The sequence below is a fragment of the Collinsella sp. AF37-9 genome, assembly GCF_003475115.1.
Lineage (GTDB): Bacteria > Actinomycetota > Coriobacteriia > Coriobacteriales > Coriobacteriaceae > Collinsella.
The window spans coordinates 92,573-113,402 of the sequence record NZ_QROQ01000001.1; the positions used below are offsets into that span (position 1 = coordinate 92,573).

At 56.8% G+C, this 20,830-nt stretch carries 20 protein-coding genes; 5 read left to right on the plus strand and 15 right to left on the minus strand.

From position 1 onward, the window contains the following. Positions 1–105: 105 nt before the first annotated feature. Positions 106–519: a DUF3795 domain-containing protein gene (locus DW024_RS00405; protein WP_118376669.1), complete on the plus strand. Its 414-nt coding sequence runs from the start codon at positions 106–108 to the stop codon at positions 517–519. A 121-nt stretch (positions 520–640) separates the two neighbouring features. After that, positions 641–880 carry a hypothetical protein gene (locus tag DW024_RS00410; RefSeq protein WP_117637743.1) on the plus strand — a complete coding sequence of 80 codons (240 nt, stop codon included), beginning with the start codon at positions 641–643 and terminating at the stop codon, positions 878–880. A 24-nt stretch (positions 881–904) separates the two neighbouring features. Here DW024_RS00410 and DW024_RS00415 read toward each other — a convergent pair whose 3' ends face one another. The 11 genes from DW024_RS00415 to ileS form a co-directional block, all read right to left on the minus strand. Then, the gene (locus DW024_RS00415; RefSeq protein WP_117803275.1) at positions 905–2,314 is read right to left on the minus strand and encodes an AI-2E family transporter; all 1,410 of its coding nucleotides are present in this window, start codon (positions 2,312–2,314) and stop codon (positions 905–907) included. After that, a complete protein-coding gene (locus DW024_RS00420) occupies positions 2,311–3,102 on the minus strand; it encodes a SigB/SigF/SigG family RNA polymerase sigma factor (RefSeq protein ID WP_117786784.1) in 792 nt (263 codons plus the stop codon). Before DW024_RS00420 ends, DW024_RS00415 begins: the two co-directional genes overlap by 4 nt. 1 nt (position 3,103) lies before the next feature. Then, positions 3,104–3,481 carry an ATP-binding protein gene (locus DW024_RS00425; RefSeq protein ID WP_118376670.1) on the minus strand — a complete coding sequence of 126 codons (378 nt, stop codon included), beginning with the start codon at positions 3,479–3,481 and terminating at the stop codon, positions 3,104–3,106. After that, positions 3,474–4,064, minus strand: a complete 591-nt coding sequence (locus DW024_RS00430; RefSeq protein ID WP_118376671.1) for a hypothetical protein — start codon at positions 4,062–4,064, stop codon at positions 3,474–3,476. Before DW024_RS00430 ends, DW024_RS00425 begins: the two co-directional genes overlap by 8 nt. 100 nt (positions 4,065–4,164) lie before the next feature. Continuing rightward, complete coding sequence (locus tag DW024_RS00435) at positions 4,165–5,514, minus strand: replication-associated recombination protein A (RefSeq protein ID WP_199576892.1); 1,350 nt, start codon at positions 5,512–5,514, stop codon at positions 4,165–4,167. Between the two features lie 58 nt (positions 5,515–5,572). After that, positions 5,573–6,820 carry a deoxyguanosinetriphosphate triphosphohydrolase family protein gene (locus DW024_RS00440; RefSeq protein WP_118376673.1) on the minus strand — a complete coding sequence of 416 codons (1,248 nt, stop codon included), beginning with the start codon at positions 6,818–6,820 and terminating at the stop codon, positions 5,573–5,575. Between the two features lie 31 nt (positions 6,821–6,851). Continuing rightward, positions 6,852–7,274 carry a prepilin peptidase gene (locus DW024_RS00445; protein ID WP_118376674.1) on the minus strand — a complete coding sequence of 141 codons (423 nt, stop codon included), beginning with the start codon at positions 7,272–7,274 and terminating at the stop codon, positions 6,852–6,854. A gap of 80 nt (positions 7,275–7,354) precedes the next feature. After that, positions 7,355–8,650, minus strand: a complete 1,296-nt coding sequence (locus DW024_RS00450) for a glycosyltransferase family 2 protein (protein ID WP_117635141.1) — start codon at positions 8,648–8,650, stop codon at positions 7,355–7,357. Positions 8,651–8,732: 82 nt separating this feature from the next. Continuing rightward, on the minus strand, positions 8,733–9,746 hold the full coding sequence (locus tag DW024_RS00455) for an RluA family pseudouridine synthase (RefSeq protein WP_118376675.1): 1,014 nt from the start codon (positions 9,744–9,746) through the stop codon (positions 8,733–8,735). Next, entirely contained in the window at positions 9,746–10,273 is a 528-nt protein-coding gene (lspA, locus tag DW024_RS00460) for a signal peptidase II (RefSeq protein ID WP_233541287.1), read from the minus strand. Before lspA ends, DW024_RS00455 begins: the two co-directional genes overlap by 1 nt. Before the next feature lie 294 nt (positions 10,274–10,567). Next, positions 10,568–13,345: an isoleucine--tRNA ligase gene (gene ileS / locus DW024_RS00465; protein ID WP_369834731.1), complete on the minus strand. Its 2,778-nt coding sequence runs from the start codon at positions 13,343–13,345 to the stop codon at positions 10,568–10,570. Between the two features lie 510 nt (positions 13,346–13,855). Between ileS and DW024_RS00470 the strand changes: the two genes are divergently transcribed. Next, on the plus strand, positions 13,856–14,938 hold the full coding sequence (locus DW024_RS00470) for an iron-containing alcohol dehydrogenase family protein (protein WP_118376678.1): 1,083 nt from the start codon (positions 13,856–13,858) through the stop codon (positions 14,936–14,938). A gap of 513 nt (positions 14,939–15,451) precedes the next feature. Then, positions 15,452–16,054: a Type 1 glutamine amidotransferase-like domain-containing protein gene (locus DW024_RS00480; RefSeq protein ID WP_118376680.1), complete on the plus strand. Its 603-nt coding sequence runs from the start codon at positions 15,452–15,454 to the stop codon at positions 16,052–16,054. 114 nt (positions 16,055–16,168) lie between these two features. Here DW024_RS00480 and DW024_RS00485 read toward each other — a convergent pair whose 3' ends face one another. From DW024_RS00485 to ftsH, 3 genes are all read right to left on the minus strand, one after another. Continuing rightward, a complete protein-coding gene (locus DW024_RS00485) occupies positions 16,169–16,357 on the minus strand; it encodes an IS3 family transposase (RefSeq protein WP_369834730.1) in 189 nt (62 codons plus the stop codon). A gap of 216 nt (positions 16,358–16,573) precedes the next feature. Then, positions 16,574–17,065, minus strand: a complete 492-nt coding sequence (locus tag DW024_RS00495; RefSeq protein ID WP_118376682.1) for a DUF523 domain-containing protein — start codon at positions 17,063–17,065, stop codon at positions 16,574–16,576. 81 nt (positions 17,066–17,146) lie between these two features. Beyond that, positions 17,147–19,039 carry an ATP-dependent zinc metalloprotease FtsH gene (ftsH, locus tag DW024_RS00500; protein ID WP_199576893.1) on the minus strand — a complete coding sequence of 631 codons (1,893 nt, stop codon included), beginning with the start codon at positions 19,037–19,039 and terminating at the stop codon, positions 17,147–17,149. Positions 19,040–19,131: 92 nt separating this feature from the next. Between ftsH and DW024_RS00505 the strand changes: the two genes are divergently transcribed. Continuing rightward, entirely contained in the window at positions 19,132–19,617 is a 486-nt protein-coding gene (locus DW024_RS00505) for a cob(I)yrinic acid a,c-diamide adenosyltransferase (RefSeq protein ID WP_118376684.1), read from the plus strand. Between the two features lie 71 nt (positions 19,618–19,688). Here the strand turns inward: DW024_RS00505 and DW024_RS00510 are convergent, their stop codons facing one another. Then, positions 19,689–20,459, minus strand: coding sequence for a transposase (locus DW024_RS00510; RefSeq protein WP_117820268.1), 771 nt, complete (start codon positions 20,457–20,459; stop codon positions 19,689–19,691). Positions 20,460–20,830 lie beyond the last annotated feature (371 nt).

Consider the following 20,830-nt stretch of genomic DNA (forward strand, 5'->3'; position numbering starts at 1 on the left):
ATAACTTATAGACTATGGAACGCCTAAAATGACGTTCCTTTTCTATTTCCACCCGTTCTTATTGGAGTGCTATTTTTATTCCCAAAATGAAAGGAGCAAACAACTATGAAAATGTCAAAAGAAAAAATTGATATAAGCATGTTTGCCCCATGCGGAATGAATTGTAAGGTTTGTTATAAGCACTGTTACAATAAAAAACCTTGTTCTGGGTGCTTGAATAGTGATAAAGGGAAACCAGAACATTGTCGTAAATGCAAAATAAAGGATTGCATCAAAGGAAAATCGTTATCCTATTGTTTTGAATGTGCTGAATATCCATGTAAGTTGATTAAAAATCTTGAAAAAAGCTATAATAAACGGTATCAAGCAAGTCTTATAGAAAATAGCCGTTTTGTTCAAGAACATGGTTTGGAACATTTCATGGAACAGCAGAAAGTAAAATATACTTGTCCTAAATGCGGTGGCATTATTTCTATTCACGATAAAGAATGTAGCGAATGTCAAGAAAAAATGAAATAACAAAATTTCAGTTTGACAATTTTATATCCATACACACAAAGCAGTTAGTCTTAGGATTAACTGTTTTTTTAATATGAAAATACTATAATACTATATAAGAATCATCCGGAAGGAGCGACCGATGAATACCAAACGATTTATCCTGAATGCACTTCTGGTTGTAGCACTTTTAGCGCTCTTGGCCTTCTCCCACTGGTATTCAAACCAACCAGCATTTGGCTACGTATTATATGCAGTAATGTCCGGCGATAAGGCCTGTTGCCCTCTGCGAGCAATTGACGTTCTCTATTTCTATGTAGCCGGCCCCTTATCAATCGCTTTGCTCGTGTTTCTTGTCTTTTACAACATCAAAAAACGCTAACAGGGCCTATTCTAACAGGGCCTCTTAGGAATCCGAATCATCCATGGAGCCGTCGATGCCGGTTTTGGTGTCATCGTCCGTATTGGAATCGTCGTCCTTGGCGAAGGGGTTCTTGAAAAAGCCCGTCGCGTCGGGCTGAAGACCCGAGAGCTTGATCCAGGAATTATCGAGCTCGGGCTTGGGCATGGCCTTGGCCTCAGGCGCAGTCTCATTGCCTATGAGCTCAGACTCATAGATGAACGTGTCGTCGCCAAGCGCGTCATAGGCGGCGACCGGGTTGCCCTCGGCATCGCGATACGGCGTACCCTTAAACACGGCGCCTTCGTAGGCAACGAGCTGGCGGCCTGTCTCGTTTTCGAAGTAGTACACGAAGATACCCTTGAGGGCCGCACACAGCGGGATGGCGATAACCATGCCGATGGGGCCCATAAGCGCCGAGCCAATAACAAGGGCCGTGAGGCTCATGATGGGATGCACCTGCACCGAACTCTGCATGACCTTAGGCGAAATGACGTTATCGGTGACGTTTTGTGCCACCATGGTCACAACCAAGGTCCACAACGCCAGCATCGGGCTAAACATGAAACCGAGCACCGTGGCAATCGCAGCGCTCACCCAGGGACCGACAACCGGGACCAAGTGCATGATGCCGGTAAAGATGGCCATGAGCGCCGCATACGGATGCCCGATGATCGTAAAGCCGATAAAGGCAAGGATGCCACCGCAGATGGACGTCACGACCATGCCACGCATGTAACCGCCGACTGAGCGCGAAAGAATCGCGACCATAAAGCGGTACGAGGTCTCCTTTTCCTGACCGATGATGGTGCAGACCTCGTGGTGCATACGGGGATAATCGCAGGCAAGCCAATAGGCAAGCACCAGACCCAAAAAGATCACGAACAGCTGTGAGGCCGTGTTGGTGATAAGCGGAAACACGCCGCGGCCGAGCTCGGCGGCAATCTGTGAGACATATTTGGACGCCACCGTAACGAGCGAAGAAAGGTTATCGTCCAGGTACTCCTTGACCGGCGTGTTGTTGAGCGTCTTGGCGCGCGAGATCATCTCATTAAGGTCGCCGCCCGCAACACGTAGCTGCTCAGGCAGGCGGCTCAGGACTTCCATGATCTGGCCAAAGAGAATCGGCGACAGGATACAGACGACACCGACGAGCACGGCTACGACCACAATGAGCGCGATGAGCGAGCCGATGCCACGGCCCACCCCATGATGCTCAAGCCAGTTGGTAATCGGCGACATTACAAAGGCAATAATGGAGCCGACGGCCAAAAACTCAATAACCGGCGCCAGAATCCCCATGAGGTTAAAGATGACGGCAGCGATCACGATGCAGCCGACGACGGCCCAAATGCGCAGCGTCAGAATGCGGGTGTCGCGCAGCACGCGATCAGTTTGTTGGGGGTGTTCACTCATGAACGAACCATTACTCCGTCGGGGTCAATCTTGTCCTGAATCTTCTTAAGCGTACGGCGCAGCAGACGCGAAACCTGCACCTGGGAGATGCCCAGCTTCTTAGCGATCTCGATCTGGGTCATGCCCTTCACAAAGCGCAGCTCGATCACCTCGCACTCGCGCGGGGAGAAATCGCGAATGGCCTCCTCAATCACCAGACGGTCATCGGTAAAGTCGAGCTCGTTGTCGTCGTCGGCGTAGCGATCGAGAATCGAAGGCGCATCGTCGGAATCGGACGCACCGGGGGCCTCGATGGGTACCGAGGTGTAGGCCGAGGACGATTCCATAGCTTCGAGCACCTCGTCGACGGTCACGTCCAGATATTCAGCGATTTCCTCAACCTTAGGAGAACGCTGCAGCTCGTTGGTGAGCTTATCGGTGGCTTGGTTAACCTTGGCCGAGAGCTCCTGTAGACGACGCGGCACGCGCACGCTCCAGCCCTTGTCGCGGAAGTGGCGCTTAATCTCTCCCAGAATAGTAGGTGTCGCGAACGTGGTGAACTCGAGCCCGCGCTCAGGGTCAAAACGGTCGATAGCCTTGAGCAAGCCCAGATAGCCGACCTGCAAAAGGTCATCGAGCGGCTCACCGCGGTTCTTAAACTTGTTGGCAAGAAACCTTACCAGGTTCATGTGGGACATGACGAGTTGCTCGCGGGCATCCGGATCACCGGTCTCCTTGTAGCGACGAAACAGCTCGCGGGTTTTCTCCTTGTCCCAAGCGGTCTTACCGCTCCGGGAACGTTCGGTCATATTAGATATCCGCCTTGAGGTCGAGGGAAAGCGTCAGGGGCGCCGCGGTCTTTTCGTAGGAATCGCACACGCTTGCAAGAATGAGTTCGGCATACACGGCAGCCTGGTCATCCTCATCGACAGTCGCCTGACCGCCAAAGGTAAAGGTCATTCCCACATGAGATTCGTCGACATCGAATTTGATCGAGATATCGTCGCAGTCGACCGCGGTGCACCCAAAGATGAAGGCCTCCTCGGCAGCCATGCGAATATCCTCGATGCGATCGACGGACATAGAGCACAGGGCGCCGACGTTGGCGGCCGTCATGCGCACCAAGCGCGCGAAACGCGGATCACCGGCAACGCTCAGCGTAATGGGGCAGGTTGTTTCGCTACTCATCGCAGGACTCCTCGGAGGTCTCGGCGGGCGTATAGGTGTAATACTGAGCAGGCTTGGCTGCGGGCTTCTGAGCCGTATCTGCACCATCGGCGGCCTCGTCCTCAGCCTCACCAATCAGAACGTGCACGGTAGGCTGTTCGGCCTCGGCGGCAGTGGCGAGCTTGCGATCGGCGTCGGCTGCAGGAGCCTTCACCTTGTTAAATAACTTCTGCACGGCACCGGCCGCAGAGTCGGTCACGCTCGACACGGCATTGCTGGCCTCGGCCACACTGCCCGTGACCTGAGAAATGTCGCGAACGACCGCCTCAACCTCAACAAGGTTGGACGTCAGGGCGTCAACGGCAGTCTTGCTCGATTTGAGGAGCGGCTCCACCTGAGCAAGTGCCGGTGTAAGCTCATCAACGGCACCATCGAGCTTTGCCACCACGGGCTGTGCCTCGGCGAGCGTGTTGTTGAGGTCGCCCACCGTCTTGTCGAGCGAATCAACGACGGTGCGCGTCTTGCGCAGCGTGAGCGCGAGCTCGATAACAGCCCACACGCCGGCAACGGCAAGTAGCAGCAAGGCGATTTGAATGGGACTCATACAAGCCTCCCAAATGAATCGAAATACAGACGCTCTTCATAGTACCCCAAAGGGGACCGAACATGCCAAGTGTGAGATCGTGGGACAAAATAATCAGCAGCTACTTCGGAGCATTCCCGCTACGGTCGCGCTCGCTTTGCTCTACGCGCCACTCTTCCCAGCCGCGGCCGGCAGGCTGCCAAAACGCACCGCGCTCCAGCCCCTCGGGCAAATAGCGCTGATCGACCCAGCCTTCGGGATAATCATGCGGATACTTGTACACACCGTACTCATCGCTGCCCGGGCGATGGCGATCGCGCAGGTAGCTGGGCACCTCGCGAAGACCACTGCTGTGGATATCGGCCAGCGCCGCATCGATCGAGGCCTCACACGCATTAGACTTGGGCGCCAGGCATACATAGAGCGCAGCCTGTGCCAGGTTGATGCGACACTCGGGATAGCCAATGACCTCGGCAGATGTAAATGCGGCATGTGCCACCAGCAGCGCCTGTGGATCGGCATTGCCAACGTCCTCGGAAGCCTGAATCATGATGCGTCGGGCGATAAACTTGGGATCCTCCCCCGCATCGATCATGCGTGCAAGCCAGTAGATCGTGGCATCGGGGTCGCTACCGCGCATAGACTTGATGAACGCGCTGATAATGTCATAGTGCATGTCGCCGTTTTTGTCATACGAAAAACCTCGGCGTGGATTGGCAATCTTAACGTCATCCACGGTGATGGGATAACGCTCCCCCGCCGCCGGCGCTGGCGTCCCTTCGGTATCGGGACGCGTGACGGCAATCTCGCTCGCAAGCTCAAGGGTCGTCAGAGCCGAGCGCGCATCACCCGCAGCCAGCGTGCAAATGGTCTTGACGGTATCCTCATCGGCCGAGAACTTACCGTTTAAACCCTGCGGTGCCTCGAGCGCACGCTCAATGAGCGTGGCGATATCCTCGTCTTTCAAGTGCTCAAGCTCTACCACGCGCCCACGCGACAACAGCGCGGAGTTGACCTCGAAGTACGGATTCTCGGTCGTGGCGCCAATCATAATGACGGTACGGTTCTCAACGGCATGCAGCAGGGCATCCTGCTGCGACTTCGAAAAACGGTGAATCTCGTCGATAAACAAGATGGTACGCCGGTCATACGTATTCAGGCGCGTCTTTGCCTCGTCGATCACGCGACGCAGGTCCTTTACGGTGCCCGTCACGGCGCTGACCTCGACAAACTCGCTCTTGGTATGGCTGGCGATAATGTGGGCCAGCGTCGTCTTGCCCGTACCGGCCGGCCCGTACAGAATCACGCTCGATAGCACATCATGCTCAATCGCGGCACGCAACCATGAGCCCTTACCGACGGCCTTTTGCTGGCCCACATACTCGTCGAGCGAATTGGGGCGCATGCGAACCGCAAGCGGCGCATTCTGAAAGGAACGCTCACGCGTCGAAGCAGAAAAAAGATCATCCATAGCCATCCCGTGCATCAATCAAAACTTTACCACGAACAGTATACCGAAAAGATACGAACTACCGTTCGTTAATATAGGTACGATGCGGAAACTGCAGACCAGGGAATAGCTTGCTCGTCAGCTCGCAGAAATAGCCGTCCGTCATGCTCGCGATGTAATCCACCACCGCTTGATCCTTGTCGTCCTGCCAGGCATACGTGCGATCGTAGTAGGAAAGCTGCTGCTCGATGCGCGAAATATGATGCTTAAAGATGTACGAGGACTCGTCGCCTTTATTAAGATCTTGCAGGCAGCGGTCGTAGAGCTTTTCGAATGCCTCGCGCAGCTCCGCCTCGGAATCGCCCTCGATACCGCCCTTACTGTAGATCTTCTCGTAGTTCTCGCGCTTGGCCCGGCGGATCTCTTCAAACAGGTCCTCGCTCATCTCGATACGAGGCTTGCCGTAGCTATGCTCGACGATATCGATGGAAGCATGCGTGAGGATCCAGCTGTTGTAGGCGCCGCCCCGACCATCGTCAAAAGCGTCGGGGTCGAGCAGGCCCGCCGCAATGGCGTCCTGACGATCGCGACCGACGTAGGCGAGGATATCCGAGATACGCACCACGCAGCCCTCAAGCGTCATGGGGCGCAGGTGCTCAACCGCACTATAGCCCGTGGCGATACAGTCCTCAACCGTCCGGTCGAACTGGCCAAAGGATACCATGTGTGACAGCTCAAACACGCGCTGCTCGTACTCGCCGTTATGGCACAACACGCCATCGAGCGTCTGGAGCGACACGTTGCGGCCATACAGCGCATCGAGCACGCGTACCGACTGCACGTTATGGAAAAAGAAGCGGCCGGTACGCTCGTGATAGATATCGTTGAGAAAGCGCTCACCGGCATGGCCGAAAGGCGTGTGTCCCAAGTCATGGCCCAGGCCAATCGCCTCGATCAGATCGCAGTTGAGACCTAGGGCGCGACCGATATCGCGAGCGATGCGCGAGACAAGCTGCACATGCAGGCCGCGGCGCGACAGGTCATCGTTGCTGCGGAAGCTAAAGACCTGCGTTTTGCCTGCATAACGCGTGTACGCCGGAAGATGAAGAATCTTTTCGGTATCGCGCATAAACGCCGGACGCATAAGCGTGCCTTTGTCGGCAGCGCGATCAATACGACGAATGACCTGATCATCGTTGCAGCGATAGGGATTGACATAGCCCGAAGCACGATCGGCGGAAATGCGCTCGACAAGTTCGGGCGACAACGCCGAGGGAATACGGTCCATGCGCGCCGTAATGACGGCCGTTTCTTGATTAGTTGCCATGGCATGCTCCTTAAGAAGGATGCGCAATCGGTTACAATGTGCAGCCCACGACCTCGATTATGGCAAAAATCGGCACCAAAAACGGGAGCAATGGCAGGGAGCGCGATTTTGTTAAGAGGCATGAGAGGGCAAGGACCAGGAGCGCGACGGCAAATGCCATGATGCCGCCTAGAGGATCGACCGTGCAAAGCGCGAAAAGCGCCTTGGCATCCCCCATGCCGATGCCCGTGGCTTGACGGAGGCGCCGCCAAAGCGACTCAGTCAGCACAAGAGAAAGGTACACGATGACCGCAAGGCCAGCGTGGTCAAGTGCCGTGTTCAAGCCCGCATCCAGCCACACGCCCGCAAACGCCGCCACCGCACACGCGCCGGCAAGCTCATTGGGAAAGCGTCGCTCACGGGCATCAATCGCCGCGCCGGCAAAGACGCAGATCCAAAATGGGATATAGACCAAAGGACACCTCCCGGTACAGCCCTCTCAAAAGCAAAAACCACCACAAAGGTGCACCCCCTTTGCGGTGGTTCTGGTCGTGGTTACTTGGCGCCCTGCATGACCTCGTCGAGGGTAACGTTAACGGCGTGCTGCGTGGGCACCCAGTCGACCTTCAGGAACAGCGCGGCAACCGTGATGGGGATATAGCTGAACATAAAGATCGGGAAGGTAAACAGGTTGGTCACCAGGCGCCACTTTTGAGCGCAATGAATGTGCTTGTACTCAAAGATGGTCGTGAGCAGCGCCAGGATAAAGAAGGTCTGGTACATCATCACGAACGTCATGATAAGCGAGGCGGCACAAGCCTGCATCTCGACCTCGGTAGCCAAGAAACCATGCGAAAGGCCACCCACGATCAGGAACGTCGCATTGGCGAGCATGGAGATCAGGGACAGCAGCATGCCCGGAGCGATGGTCATAAACATGTCATATGCGGCAAAGCGATGATAGCGGAACGTCGACTTGACCAGATGCTTGCCGTAGGTAAAAAAGACCTGGTAGAAGCCCTTGGTCCAGCGCATGCGCTGTTTCCAGGACGCCTTAAACGTCACCGGCTGCTCGTCAAAGAACTCCGCCGGCGCATAACCGATGCGGATGCCGTGAATGGCGCAGAACGTGGTGAACTGGATGTCCTCGGTCAGTGTATGGAACTGCCAGCCGTGCATGCCCTCGATAACACTGGCGGAGATAAGGTAGCCCGAGCCCGAGACGGCGCAGGACGTCTTGCAGATATTACGCGCGTTGTTGAGGAAGCGGGCCTCACGCAAATACCAGGTGGCGTTGGCAGAGGAAATCCACGAACTGCCGAAGTTCTTGGAGTTACGATAGCTCGTGACCACATGGAAGCCCTGGTCAAAGGCATCATTCATCTTGGAGACGTAATCGCGGGAGATAACATTGTCGGCATCGAAGATAAAGTAGCCCTCAAACGTGTCGGGATACTCGTTGAGAATGCGATCGAAACCAAAGTCCATGACCCAGCTCTTGCCCTTGCGGGCCAGGTCATTGCGCTCGTAAACAATGGCACCGGCCTCGCGCGCGAGCTGCGCCGTGTTGTCGGTGCAAGCATCGGCGACCACGAAGACCTCGATGAGCTCGGACGGATAGTCCTGATCCTTGATAGAGCGTACGAGATTGGCGATCACGGCCTCCTCGTTATGCGCCGCGATAAAGAAGGCATAGCGGTGGAGTTTTTTGGCCTTGGGAGGCGCGACCTCGCCACGAAGAGCGCCAATGACAAAGAAGACCACCTGGTACAGAAAGCAGACCGTGAGTAGCGTAACCACAATCTGATTAAAGATCACGATGGGCGTGTTGGTTTGTAAAAAGGCGAGCATGCAGGCTCCCGAGAACGCGTTACGTAAACAACCGTATATCTTACCGTAGGCTAACCGAGTTCAAGAAACCACCTAATACTGGTTAGGGTTCGAGCAGACCGAGCTGCGGTGCGATTTCGTCGCCGGCGGCAGTGCGGCCGAGCGAGCGCGGGGCTAGGTCATCCAGAACGGCGGCGAGATCCCACGGCAGCTCATCGCGGCACTCAATGCGCTCCCCCGTCACGGGATGATCGAACGCCACACGCCAGGAATGGAGGAATTGCCTGGTCAAACCCTGGTCGGCACGCGCATCGCACTTACCGTAGAGCGGATCGCCCACGCAGGCGTGGTTGATATGGCGCATGTGCACGCGAATCTGATGCGTGCGACCCGTAAACAGGTGGCACTCGACGAGCGTATAGCCATCGTCAAAACGCGTGGAATCGAAGCGCTCGAGGACCCTAAAGGTCGTAATGGCCTGGCGCGCGAAAGGATCGTCCGAAACCGCCATCTTGACACGGTCGCGCGTAGAACGGGCAATGCCGGTGTTAATGGTGCCCTCGTCCATGGCAATGTGGCCGTGGACGAGCGTAATGTAGCGGCGGTCGAGCGTGCGCGTGCGGATGAGATTCTGGAGCGCGCGCTGGGTGTCGTCGTCTTTTGCCGCGAGCATAAGGCCCGAGGTGTCACGATCCAGGCGATGCACGATGCCGGGGCGGTCCTCGCCCTGCACGGTGCCCAGATGGTCGATACCACAGTGATAGACCAGGGCATTCGCGAGCGTACCGCTCTCATGACCATGCGCAGGATGGCACACCAGGCCGCGCTGCTTGGAGAGCACGATGAGATAGTCGTCCTCGTAGCGAATGTCGAGCGGGATGGCCTCGGGAATCACATCGGTGGGATCGTGCGGCTCGGGCAAATCAACCGAAATACGGTCACCGGCTCGCACGGCGTACTTTTTGGACAGGCAGGTCTCGCCATTGACCACTACGGCCCCACCCTCAATCAGATGCGCGCAGGCAGAGCGCGTAGGGCAGCCGTCATTGGCGCCCAGATAGGCGTCAAGACGCTGACCAGCGGCATCGTCGGCAACAAGGATATGGATGTCGGCCATTAGCGCTCATTCCTTTCACGAATCTTGCGGGCACGCTCCCCACGTTGTTTAGCCTTGCGCTTGGCGCGGGCCTCATCACGGGCGTTAAGCTCGGCGGTCGCATCGACCTCACGGGCCGCGGGGCTCAAGAACATGTAACCGAAGAGGGCGAGCACTACACCGACCGTAATGCCGATATCGGCCACATTGAAGACGGGGAAGTCGATGAAGGTGGTGGCAATAAAATCGGTCACGAAGCCAAAGGCCAAACGATCGATTGCGTTACCGATAGCACCGCCCGCAACCATCGCCATGCCCACAACCTCAAGATGGGCAAGCTGGGGTGCACGAACGAGGTACACAAAAATAGCGATAATGACCGCCAACGCCAGCACGGCAAACGCGATGCCATGCCCCTCGCCCATGCTAAAGGCAGCACCGATATTGCGGACAAACATAAAGTCGATGACATCAGGGATGATGGTCGCATGCAAAGCGTCGCCCACGGCACGAACCGCAAGCTTGGTCAGCTGGTCAACAAGCAGCAAAGCCAGCGCTACCCCACCAGCAACACCCAACCGCCAACGCAAAGGCGGCGTCATATCCCCAGTACGACCCAAATCAATCCCCTACCCTCAAAACAATCGAATTCCGTTTAACGCAATTAACCATCTTATATTGCCACACGCAGAGCGCACGACATATCCACCAACGCAAGCGAAATAATCAGCATAAAACAAAAGCGGCATTCCGAAAAACAGAATGCCGCTTTTATTCAGCGGAGCAAATGGGCCGAAGGCGCCCAAATTCTCCCTATAACTAAAATGCCGAGTTACCGTGCCTTAAAGGGCATTCGCACAACGCTTACAGATGTGAGCATGGCCGTTGTACTCGCCGACAGTGGTGCGGTAATTCCAGCAACGGTCGCAGCACTCGCCCTCGGCGGCCTCAATGGCAACAGAAAGCTCCTCGCCCTGGGTAAGCTCAACATCAGAAACGATGTAGAACTCGGCCAGGTCGACGGCCTTGTCGCCGGTCAGCAGCGCGTACATCTCGGCGGGAACGACCGCCTTGACGCGGACCTGCTGGCTCTTGGTGAAGGTGCCGGCAGAACGGGCATCCTCAAGGGCCTTGGTCACGGCGCTACGGAGCTCGAGCGAAGCCTCGAGCACGCCCTCAAACTCGTTGGCCTCGTCGACCGTAATGGGCGACTTATACCAATCGAGCAGCGCGGCGTACTTCTGGTGATCGACGCAGCCAGAAGGCGCATAGGCCATGGCCTCGTCAACCGTATAGGACAGGATCGGCTGCAGGTCGCGCATGAGCATCGAGAAGAGCTCAGCCAGCACGGTCTGGGCGCTGCGGCGCTCGAGCGAGCCGGGCTTGTCGCAGTACAGACGGTCCTTCAGAGCGTCGAGATACACGTTAGAGAGCTCGGTAACCACGAAGTCGTAGAGCGCGCGGTAGGCGCGCGGGAACTCGTAGCAAGAGTAAGCGTCGTCGACCTCGGCCTGGACCTGGGTCAGGCGGGCAACCATGAGCTTGTCGAGCGGCAGCAGGTCGGCAAAAGCGACGCCGTCGGTCTCGGGCTCAAACTGGCCCTCGAGCTCGGAGAGCAGGAAGCGCAGCGTGTTACGGAAACGACGGTAGGCATCGGACGTACGAGCGAGAATCTCGTGGTCGATGGAAACGTCGGAGCTGGTATCGACGGAGGCAACCCACAGGCGGATGATGTCGGCACCCATCTCGTCGCAGACCTTGTTGGGGTCGATGACGTTGCCGAGTGACTTAGACATCTTACGGCCCTGGCCGTCGAGGGTGAAGCCCTGCGAGACGACCGCCTTGTACGGAGCGTGGCCGTTGGCGCCCACCGAGGTGAGCAGCGAGCTCTGGAACCAACCGCGGTGCTGGTCAGAGCCCTCGAGGTAGACGTCCGCCGGGTACTCCAGCTCGGGACGGTACTCGCAGACGGCCTTCCAAGACACGCCGGAGTCCCACCACACGTCAAGGATGTCCTTATCAGCCTTGAGGTGATGGCCACCGCACTTAGGGCAGACGCAGGCCTCGCCCAGATAGCTCTCAGGAGCATCGGTAAACCAGGCGTCGGAGCCCTTCTCGTGGAAGAGCTTGATAACGGCGTCGAGCGTGGCGTCGTTCATGACCTTCTCGCCGCAGTCGGCGCAGGTGTAGCTGGGGATCGGCACGCCCCAGTTGCGCTGGCGGCTGATGCACCAGTCGGGACGCTGCTCGACCATGGCGCCAATGCGGTTGGCGGCATGCGCCGGATACCACTTGACGTTCTCGCGGACCTCCTTGCCAGCCTGCTCGCGCAAACCGGTCTTGTCCATCGAGACAAACCACTGGTCGGTGGCACGGAAGAGCACCGGATGCTTGCAGCGCCAGCAGTGCGGATAGCTGTGCGTGATCTTCTTCTCGAGGACCAGGGTGCCGCGCTCGCGCAGGAACTCGATGATGTGCGGGTTGGCCTCGTCGGTATCCATACCGCTGAAGGGGCCACCGGTGCCAAACTCCTCACCGGTGTAGAACTTGCCGTCGTCGTCGACCGGCATGCAGATGTCGGTGATGCCCTCCTTGAGGCAGGCAAAGTAGTCGTCGACGCCGTGTCCGGGCGAGTTGTGGACGATACCGGTACCGTCATCGACACCGACGTAATCGGCCAGCAGCGCTACGCCCTCAACACCGTCAAAGATCGGCTGCTTGTAGTGGATGTGGTGGAAGGTCTCGGCGGGAACCACGTAGGGCTTACCGTCGACCATGGCCGGGGTGTACTCCCAGCCAAACTCCTCGCAGCACTTGGGAGCCAGGTCCTCGAGCATGACCTCGGCACGGCCCTCGTGCTCAACGGCGACATAGGCGGCGCCGGGCTTGAGGGAAACGGCCTGGTCGGAGGGGATGGTCCACGGCGTGGTCGTCCAGATGATAAAGTCGACCGGGCCGTCGAAGTTCTCGAGGCCGGCAGGCTTGGAGGTCATCTCAAAGCGCACGAAGATGGAGGGGCTCGTCTCGTCGGAGTACTCGATCTCGGCCTCGGCCAGTGCGGTGTGGCAGTGCTTGCACCAGTGAACCGGCTTGTGGCCGCGATAGATCATGCCCTTATCGAACATGGCCTTGAAGACCTCGATGTCGGCGGCATCGTGCTGGTGATAGAGCGTCAGGTAGGGGTTGTCCCAGTCGCCGAGCACGCCCAGACGGCGGAAGCCGGCCTTCTGAAGCTCGATGTTCTCGACAGCGAACTCGTTGCAGAGCTCACGGATCTTGGCCGTGGGGGTCTGGTTGAACTTCTCGGTGCCGAGCTTCTCCTCGACCTTATGCTCGATCGGCTGGCCATGGCAGTCCCAACCGGGGACATAGGGAACCTCATAGCCCTGCATCATCCAGTAGCGGTTGATCATGTCCTTGGAGATCTTGTTCATGGCGTGGCCGATGTGGATCGGGCCGTTGGCGTACGGAGGACCGTCGTGCAGCACGAACTTCTTGTGACCCTCGTTCTTCTTCAGAACCTGCTCGTAGACCTTGTTGTCCTGCCAGTCCTTGAGTCGCTTGGGCTCGGACTTGGAAAGACCGGCACGCATGGGAAAACCGGTCTTGGGCAGATTCATCGTCTGCTTGTACTCGTTTGCCACGGTACCCCTTTCATGTCGTGGGCGCGCACGCCCGTTGGGCACCAAAATAGCGCCCGTCCCTACAAGCTGGGACGAAGCGCCACGAAACGGACTATGCGCCCGCAAAAGCTCTTCGCTTAACCACCCAGCTTAGATGCCCTCGCCCGCGTTATCGCGCGCTCGCATCCGTTACTCGGCTGGCCTGTATCGACGACCATCTCGGCGATATCTACTAAGACGTGCCTACGAGGCACGTCCGTTGGGATCGCAGCTCCGGGGTGATTTTCATCGGTCGCATGCACGGGCTCTCAGCGCTCCCCGCTCTCTGTAGCATGCGGACGGCCGACTACTCGTCCCCATCAACGCTTATGCGGAGTATGCTAGCACGTTCCTCGCCGGCGAAAAACCCTCAACACTGGTTTTATACGTTCGAAATTTCTCGCTATTACAGCCCTGCTCTAGGAGCAAAATACCTGAAAGCACTCTATCGAACGAAAGAAGGTTGCTATGCGCACGATTGGAATGAGCGACTACACCGTTGGCGAGGATTGCTTTGACGAGCTGCCCGCCGCACTGGCGGAGTACGGCGCGACAAAGGTCGCGATCATCGGTGGCAAGCGGGCACTGGCCGCAGCACTTCCCGGTATCGAAGCTGCGCTGGCAGGTACCGACGTCGAGATTCTGGAGACGCGTGTCTACGGTACCAACAGTACGCGTGCCAATATCGCCAAGGTCGTGAACTCCCCTGCCTGCCAGGAAGCCGACGTGCTCATTGCCTGTGGCGGCGGCAAGGCGCTCGATACCGTGAAGACGGCGGCCATCGAGCTCAAGAAGATCGTCTTCACCGTCCCGACGATTTGTTCCAACTGCTCCGCCGCGACCGCCATTGCCGTTGTCTACAACGACGACGGCTCGCTCGAGGGCTATTCGTACCCCAACCGCCCCGCTCACATCTTCATCAACCCCAAGATCATCGCCGAGGCGCCAGCAGAGTACTTCTGGGCGGGCGTAGGCGATGCCCTGTCCAAACAGCCCGAGGTGGAGTACGCCACGAGCGCCGGCAACTTGGAGCACACCGCCGGTCTTGGCCTGGCACTCGCCCACACCTGCTCCGAGCCGCTGTTTACCTATGGTGTGCAGGGTCTAAAGGACGTGCGCCAGGACCAGTCGACCGAAGCCGTCAAGCAGATCGCGCTCGACATCGTGGTCAACACGGGTTATGTCTCGAACCTGACCAACCAAAACGATTACTACTACAACTCGAGCGTGGCGCATGCGTTCTACAACGCCACCTGCAGCATTCCGCGCGAGGGCTCCTACCTACACGGCGAGGTCGTGAGCCTTGGTGTGCTAGTACTGTTCGCCTATACGGGCGACACCGAAAACCTTGAGCGCTACGCCGCCTTTAACAAGCAGATGGGGCTGCCCGTAACGCTTGAGCAGGTTGGCCTTACCGAGGCAGATATCCCGGCCCTGTGCGAATACGCGCACGCCACCAACGAGTGGAAGCAGGGAAACCCGGAGCCCTTCACCGACGAGAAGTTCGCCGCTGCCATCAAGGCCGCCAACGCCTACGGCCACACACTCTAGGCCAAGCCCAAAACCACCACAAAGGGGACAGGCACCTTTGTGGTGGTTTTTTATTGCTCCAGCATTCAGTTCGTACTCGAACCCGATTCTTTACGAGAAAGGGTTCGGGTACGTTTTTTGTTTATCGGAAATTCTGCGGAAGGACTACTCGGAACGGTAAACAGGAACGAACAGAGGCAGGGTGTCATCGTGGTGATGGCATCCTGCCTTTTGTTTTGCGGAACCAAGGTCGCTTTATACGAACTTGATCGCCACTTATATGGCGCATTGATGGCAATTGCTGCGTACGTGCGTACCGGGAGCCTGTACACCTCTGGCAAGGCGTAACACACTAGACTTTGTTCCAAAGTCCGTGTGCTAAGGGGGCAGGGCCCTTAGAATTCCTGTGGAGTGTGTACGCACGTACGCAGGAAAACAGCAAATTACGCTATATCAGGGCGTTCTTTCATTGGAGAGTATGGTATACACGGCTTAGTTCAACAAATAAGAATTTATATATGAAGGAGAATATTGATGAAAATGTTTTTATGTTCGCACTTTTCAAGTGTAGGAAGTCTGATAACGGAAGAAATTGAAAATAAAAAAGTCGCATTTATTCCAACAGCTTCGCTGCGTGAAGGCTACACCGGTTATGTCGGCTCGGCTCGAAAATTATTCAAAAAGTTGGGAGCAATCGTAACTGAAATTGATATTTCAACGGAGGCTTATTCAACGATAAAGTCTCTATTTGAAGATGCGGATGTAATCTATTTTACCGGCGGAAATTCTTTTTTCCTTATAGACCAGCTCCGTAAAACGGGAACGGATGAGCTGTTGAAGAAAGAATTGGCAAAGGGAAAACTAATGATTGGTGAATCGGCAGGTGCGATTGTATGCGCTCCAAGCATCCAATATATCGAGCAAATGGATGAAAAGCCGGAGGACTACTCACAAAAGGATGATGCAGGGCTTAATTTGATTGATTTCTATGTTCTTCCGCATTTTCTTACAGCACCATTTAAGAAAGTTACCGAGAAAATAATGACTGAGTTTTCGGATTTGAATCTATACCCAATTAACAATCGTCAGGGAATTGTAATTGATGGTGAAGGTTCAAAGGTTATTTGCAAAGACTAATTTAAAATTCCAGTTTGCTGCACTCGTTCCTAGCAGGGTTTGGGGCAGGCACGCCCCAACAAGAAGCCGTCCCAAAGGGGCAAGAATGGGGACTGCGGACGATTTCTTGGACCGTTACGCGACCCTTCCCAGCGCGGAGCGGAACTCGGCCGGCGTGCGGCCACCGAGCGCATCGCTGCGCCTCTCCGTATTGTATCGGCCGATCCAGCCCCCGAGCTCCTCGATGAAGCGCGCGGGGGTCCAGTCCGACCAGTCCCTGCCGTGCCAGAAATCCTTCTTGGGCAGGCCGAAGAAGCCCTCCATCGCCGCGTTGTCCGGGCTGCAGCCCTTGGCGGACTGGATTGGCTACACTGATGTGGACAGTTCCGGGAGGGGCGCAAAAGACGGGAGGGCCGTGTACGCGTTCCTGCGCGAGGGCCGCGGGGAGGGGCTGCCTGGGTACGGCGCCTGTCAACTCGGTCTACGTCTTTGATGACCGGGTCGTACTCAATATCAAATTCACGGATGATGCCAAAACGGTCACCCGTGAGGAAGTGTTGGGTTCGAGTACTGTGGACAATGTTCCAACATGCTGGGGTCGAACTCGCTAGCCGGAATGACGCGGTAGCCGTGACGCAGCAACAGATCGACGAAAACGCCGTTGCCCGCGGTGAGCGTACCGCTAAAGGTGCCGTCGTAGATGCGACCCGCGCCGCACGAGGGGCTGCGGTCCCGCAAGATGCACGCAGCAATCTCGGAAGGGCCGCCCGCCTGCTCGCACATGTCGAGCGCACGTTGAGCGCCCAGGCGGAATTCCCGGTCAACGGACACGCCCGCGCAGGTACGGACTTCGCCGTTCACAATCTCGGACGGGTCACGCGGCGTGGGCAGGCCGCCAAAGACCTCAGGGCACACCAAGAGGACCTCGGTCCCCGTACGCTCGCAAGCCTCGACCAACGCGCGGTGGTAATTATCGAGGCCGTTATACTTGCAGCTCTCGCCCATCAAACAGGCACTCACCACGATCTTCATACATATCCCTCCCAAGCAAAACGCCCCATTTGAGATAGGCACTCAAATGGGGCGTCGATATTTACTGACCCGAATGCAACGCTACTGCTGCTTAGGCATCAGCGGATTCTCGCGCGTGAGGAGATTCATAAACTCCTCGCCCGTGATCGTCTCCTTCTTGTACAGATAACGAGCCAGCTCATGGAGCTTAAACTTGTTCTCCTTCAGGATCTGCAGGGCGCGGTCGTGCGCATCCTCGATCAGCTTGGCGACAATTGCGTCCACGCGCTCGGCCGTACCGGGGGCGCAGGTGAGCGACGTATCCTGGTTGAGGTACGCATTCTGAACGGTACCGAGCGCCATCATGCCAAACTCATCGGACATACCAAAGCGCGTCACCATGTTGCGGGCGAGCTTGGTTGCTTGCTCGATATCGTTGGCTGCGCCGGTCGTCATCTCGCCAAAGATGAGCTCCTCGGCGGCACGTCCGCCGCAGTAGACAGCGAGCTTGTCCAGCACCTCCTGGCGCGTGGTCAGGAAGCGCTCATCCTCCTCGACCTGCATGGTGTAGCCCAGAGCACCGCTCGTGCGCGGCACGATGGTGATCTTGGTGACCGGCGCAGAGCCCTTCTGGCGGGCTGCGACGATAGCATGGCCGATCTCGTGGTAGGAAACGACCTGCTTCTCGTGGTCGGACAGCACCGTGGATTTACGCTGCTGACCAGCAATGACGACCTCCACCGACTCCTCAAAGTCGTCCTGGGTCGCGCGTTTACGACCCTCGCGGACCGCGCGCAGGGCGCCCTCGTTGATGATGTTGGCCAGGTCGGCGCCCGAAGCACCGGGCGTGGCGCGGGCAATCGCAGTCAAGTCGATCGGCGGCTGCGTCTTAACGCTCTTGGAATGCAGCTCAAGAATGTTCTTGCGGCCGGTCAGATCGGGCAGCTCAACGGGGATGCGGCGATCAAAACGACCGGGGCGCAGCAGGGCCGGGTCAAGGCTGTCCGGACGGTTGGTAGCAGCGAGGACAACGATACCCTTGTGGTTATCGAAGCCGTCCATCTCGGTCAGCAGCTGGTTGAGCGTCTGCTCGCGCTCGTCGTTGCCGCTAAAGCCGCCGCCATCGCGCTTTTTGCCGATGGTATCGATCTCGTCGATAAAGACGATGCACGGGGCCTTTTCCTTGGCCTGCTTAAACAGATCGCGGACCTTGGCGGCGCCACGGCCGACGAACATCTCGACGAACTCAGAACCCGAAATGCTAAAGAACGGCACGCCCGCCTCGCCGGCAACAGCCTTAGCGAGCAGGGTTTTACCGGTACCCGGAGGGCCAACAAGGAGAGCACCGCGCGGCAGCTTGGCGCCAATTTCCTCGTAGCGCTGCGGCTTCTCCAGAAAGTCGACGACCTCCTTGAGGGATTCCTTGGCCTCTTCCTGGCCAGCGACATCCTTAAAGGTCACGCCCACATCCTTGGAGGCGATAACGCGAGCGCCGGACTTACCCAGTCCACCGCCGCCAAAGCCACCGCCGCCAAAGTTCATCGACGGGCCGTCATCGCCCATAGCCTTCTTCATACGGCGGTTAAGCCACCAACCGATCAGGAAGAAGATGGCCATGGGAAGAATAAGCGTAAGCAGGTAGTAGGTCATCAGACCCGAGTTTTTATCGGGAACGACCGACTCCAGGGACGCACCGGATTCAAGCACACGATCGGTAAAGCCCGCGTCATTCGGCACACCGGTCGTCTTGTAGGCGATGTTCTCGTCCTCACCCTTCTTGGTGTAATAAATGGTGTAATCGTCGGTATTGTACTCGACCTTGTCGACACTCTTCTTATCGAGCGCTTTGACAAACGTCGAGTAATCGGTCTTCGTAATCTGCTGCGTGTGACCGATGTTGGGGAACAGAACGGTCGAGAGCACGAGGTAGACGACGAAGGCGATGAGCACGTAGAGGATCATATTCCGTCTACGTTTGTTGTCATCCATCTCCATCTGCTTGAACTCCATCTACTGGGGTTGATAATGCTATCTAGAATACCCAACGCGGACGGCGATAAACCGACGCCGGGCACGAAAGGACAGAGATGGCATCACTGGAAGTCGGCAAGGTTCAGATCTACACGGGCGACGGCAAGGGCAAGACGACGGCTGCGCTGGGGCTCGCGCTGCGCGCCACGGGCTATGGACTTAACGTACTCATGCTTCAGTTTGCCAAGAAGCTGCACTGCGCCGAACATGACGCAGCTCCTCGATTGGGGCTACGCATCGTACAAGCCAACCGCGACACACCCGAAGCCTGCGCTGCACAGATCATGGAGCTCGCACGCGAGCAGATTAGCCAGGTAGACATGCTGATCTTGGATGAGCTGGGAGAAGCCATGCGCCGAGGCTTTGTGACGCGCGAAGATGTCGAAGCGTTGATCGCAATGAAACCGACCACCACAGAGCTCGTGCTCACCGGCCGCGGCTTGCTGCCCCTCGCCGACCTTGCCGACCTAGTAACCGAAATGCGTCCCATCAAACACTACTTCGACGAAGGCCTCCTAGCCCGCCAAGGCATCGAATACTAATCCGGCACTTGGGGACGTTTCTTTTTTGCCGGCAGTTGGGGACACTCCTGCGCCGTCACCTATCCAGTAACCTAAATCTTCTTCCAACCTGCCGTACCAGAAACAACAGACGTACGACCAATGCCAACGACCCTCACTATTTGATTAATCGTGAGACCCGCTCTTCTCAATTTGCAGAGAATGGGCTTCCGCTCAGATGGTTTCATGGAAGCAAGCTCGGGAAGTGATATAGGGGCGGCAACGCTTTTGGCGACCTCAAGAGCCTCATCATCCAGGATGCGTGGTCGAGGCTCAGCATCGTAGGGCGCTTGGTCAATTCGATCGGCAAGATAGTGACGATACTCAAGAGATCCACCCACGAGATCTAGAACAATCCCGGGGTCACAGAATCCAAATCCATCATAACCGTAAGCATACGCTCGGTAACTGGACCAACGATATGTATCAACGGCGGAAATGCCTGCCTTGACCGGATTCATATGAATATAGTCGGCAAGCGAAATTGCTTGTACATCATTCTCGACCGGAATATTAGTAAATCTATCTTGGAACAAGTGCCCAACTCGATCTGTTTTGCGATTGAAATACATCGCATACGAGGTAAGAACGCCGCTCATGCACGAAGATATCTTCTCATGATGATCGTCGACCATAAGATGGAAATGATTCGACATGAGACACCATGCTGTAACGCCAACGCCATTACCGACAAGTTTATCCTCGAACAGCGTAAGCATCCGATAGCGATCTTCATCGTCTTCGAAGATGCAGATGCCGCCATTACCGCGTGCGATTATGTGGTTATAGCCTGTTAACGAAACGACTCTACCCGTTCTTGGCATATCGCCCTCCCATCACAAACCCACCGGGCAACATCTGATAGGCGCGGACGATCTAATTTGCTAAGCCCGTTTTGACAGTTTACAGGGCACGACAAACAGAGTCTCCGAAAAAGGCGAAATTACTTCCCAAGGAGTGTCCCAAAGTGCCGGCAGAAAAGGAACGTCCCTATGTGCCGGCAGAAAAGGAACGTCCCTATGTGCCGGCAGAAAAGGAACGTCCCCAAGTGCCGGCTAGGCGGTGGCGCGGCCTAGCCAGTTCCCAAGTGCCGGCTAGGCAGTGGCGCGGCCTAGCCAGTTCCCAAGTGCCGGCTAGGCAGTGGCGCGGCCTAGCCAGTTGCCGCTGTGGTGGTAGATGGTGAACATCGTGGCGG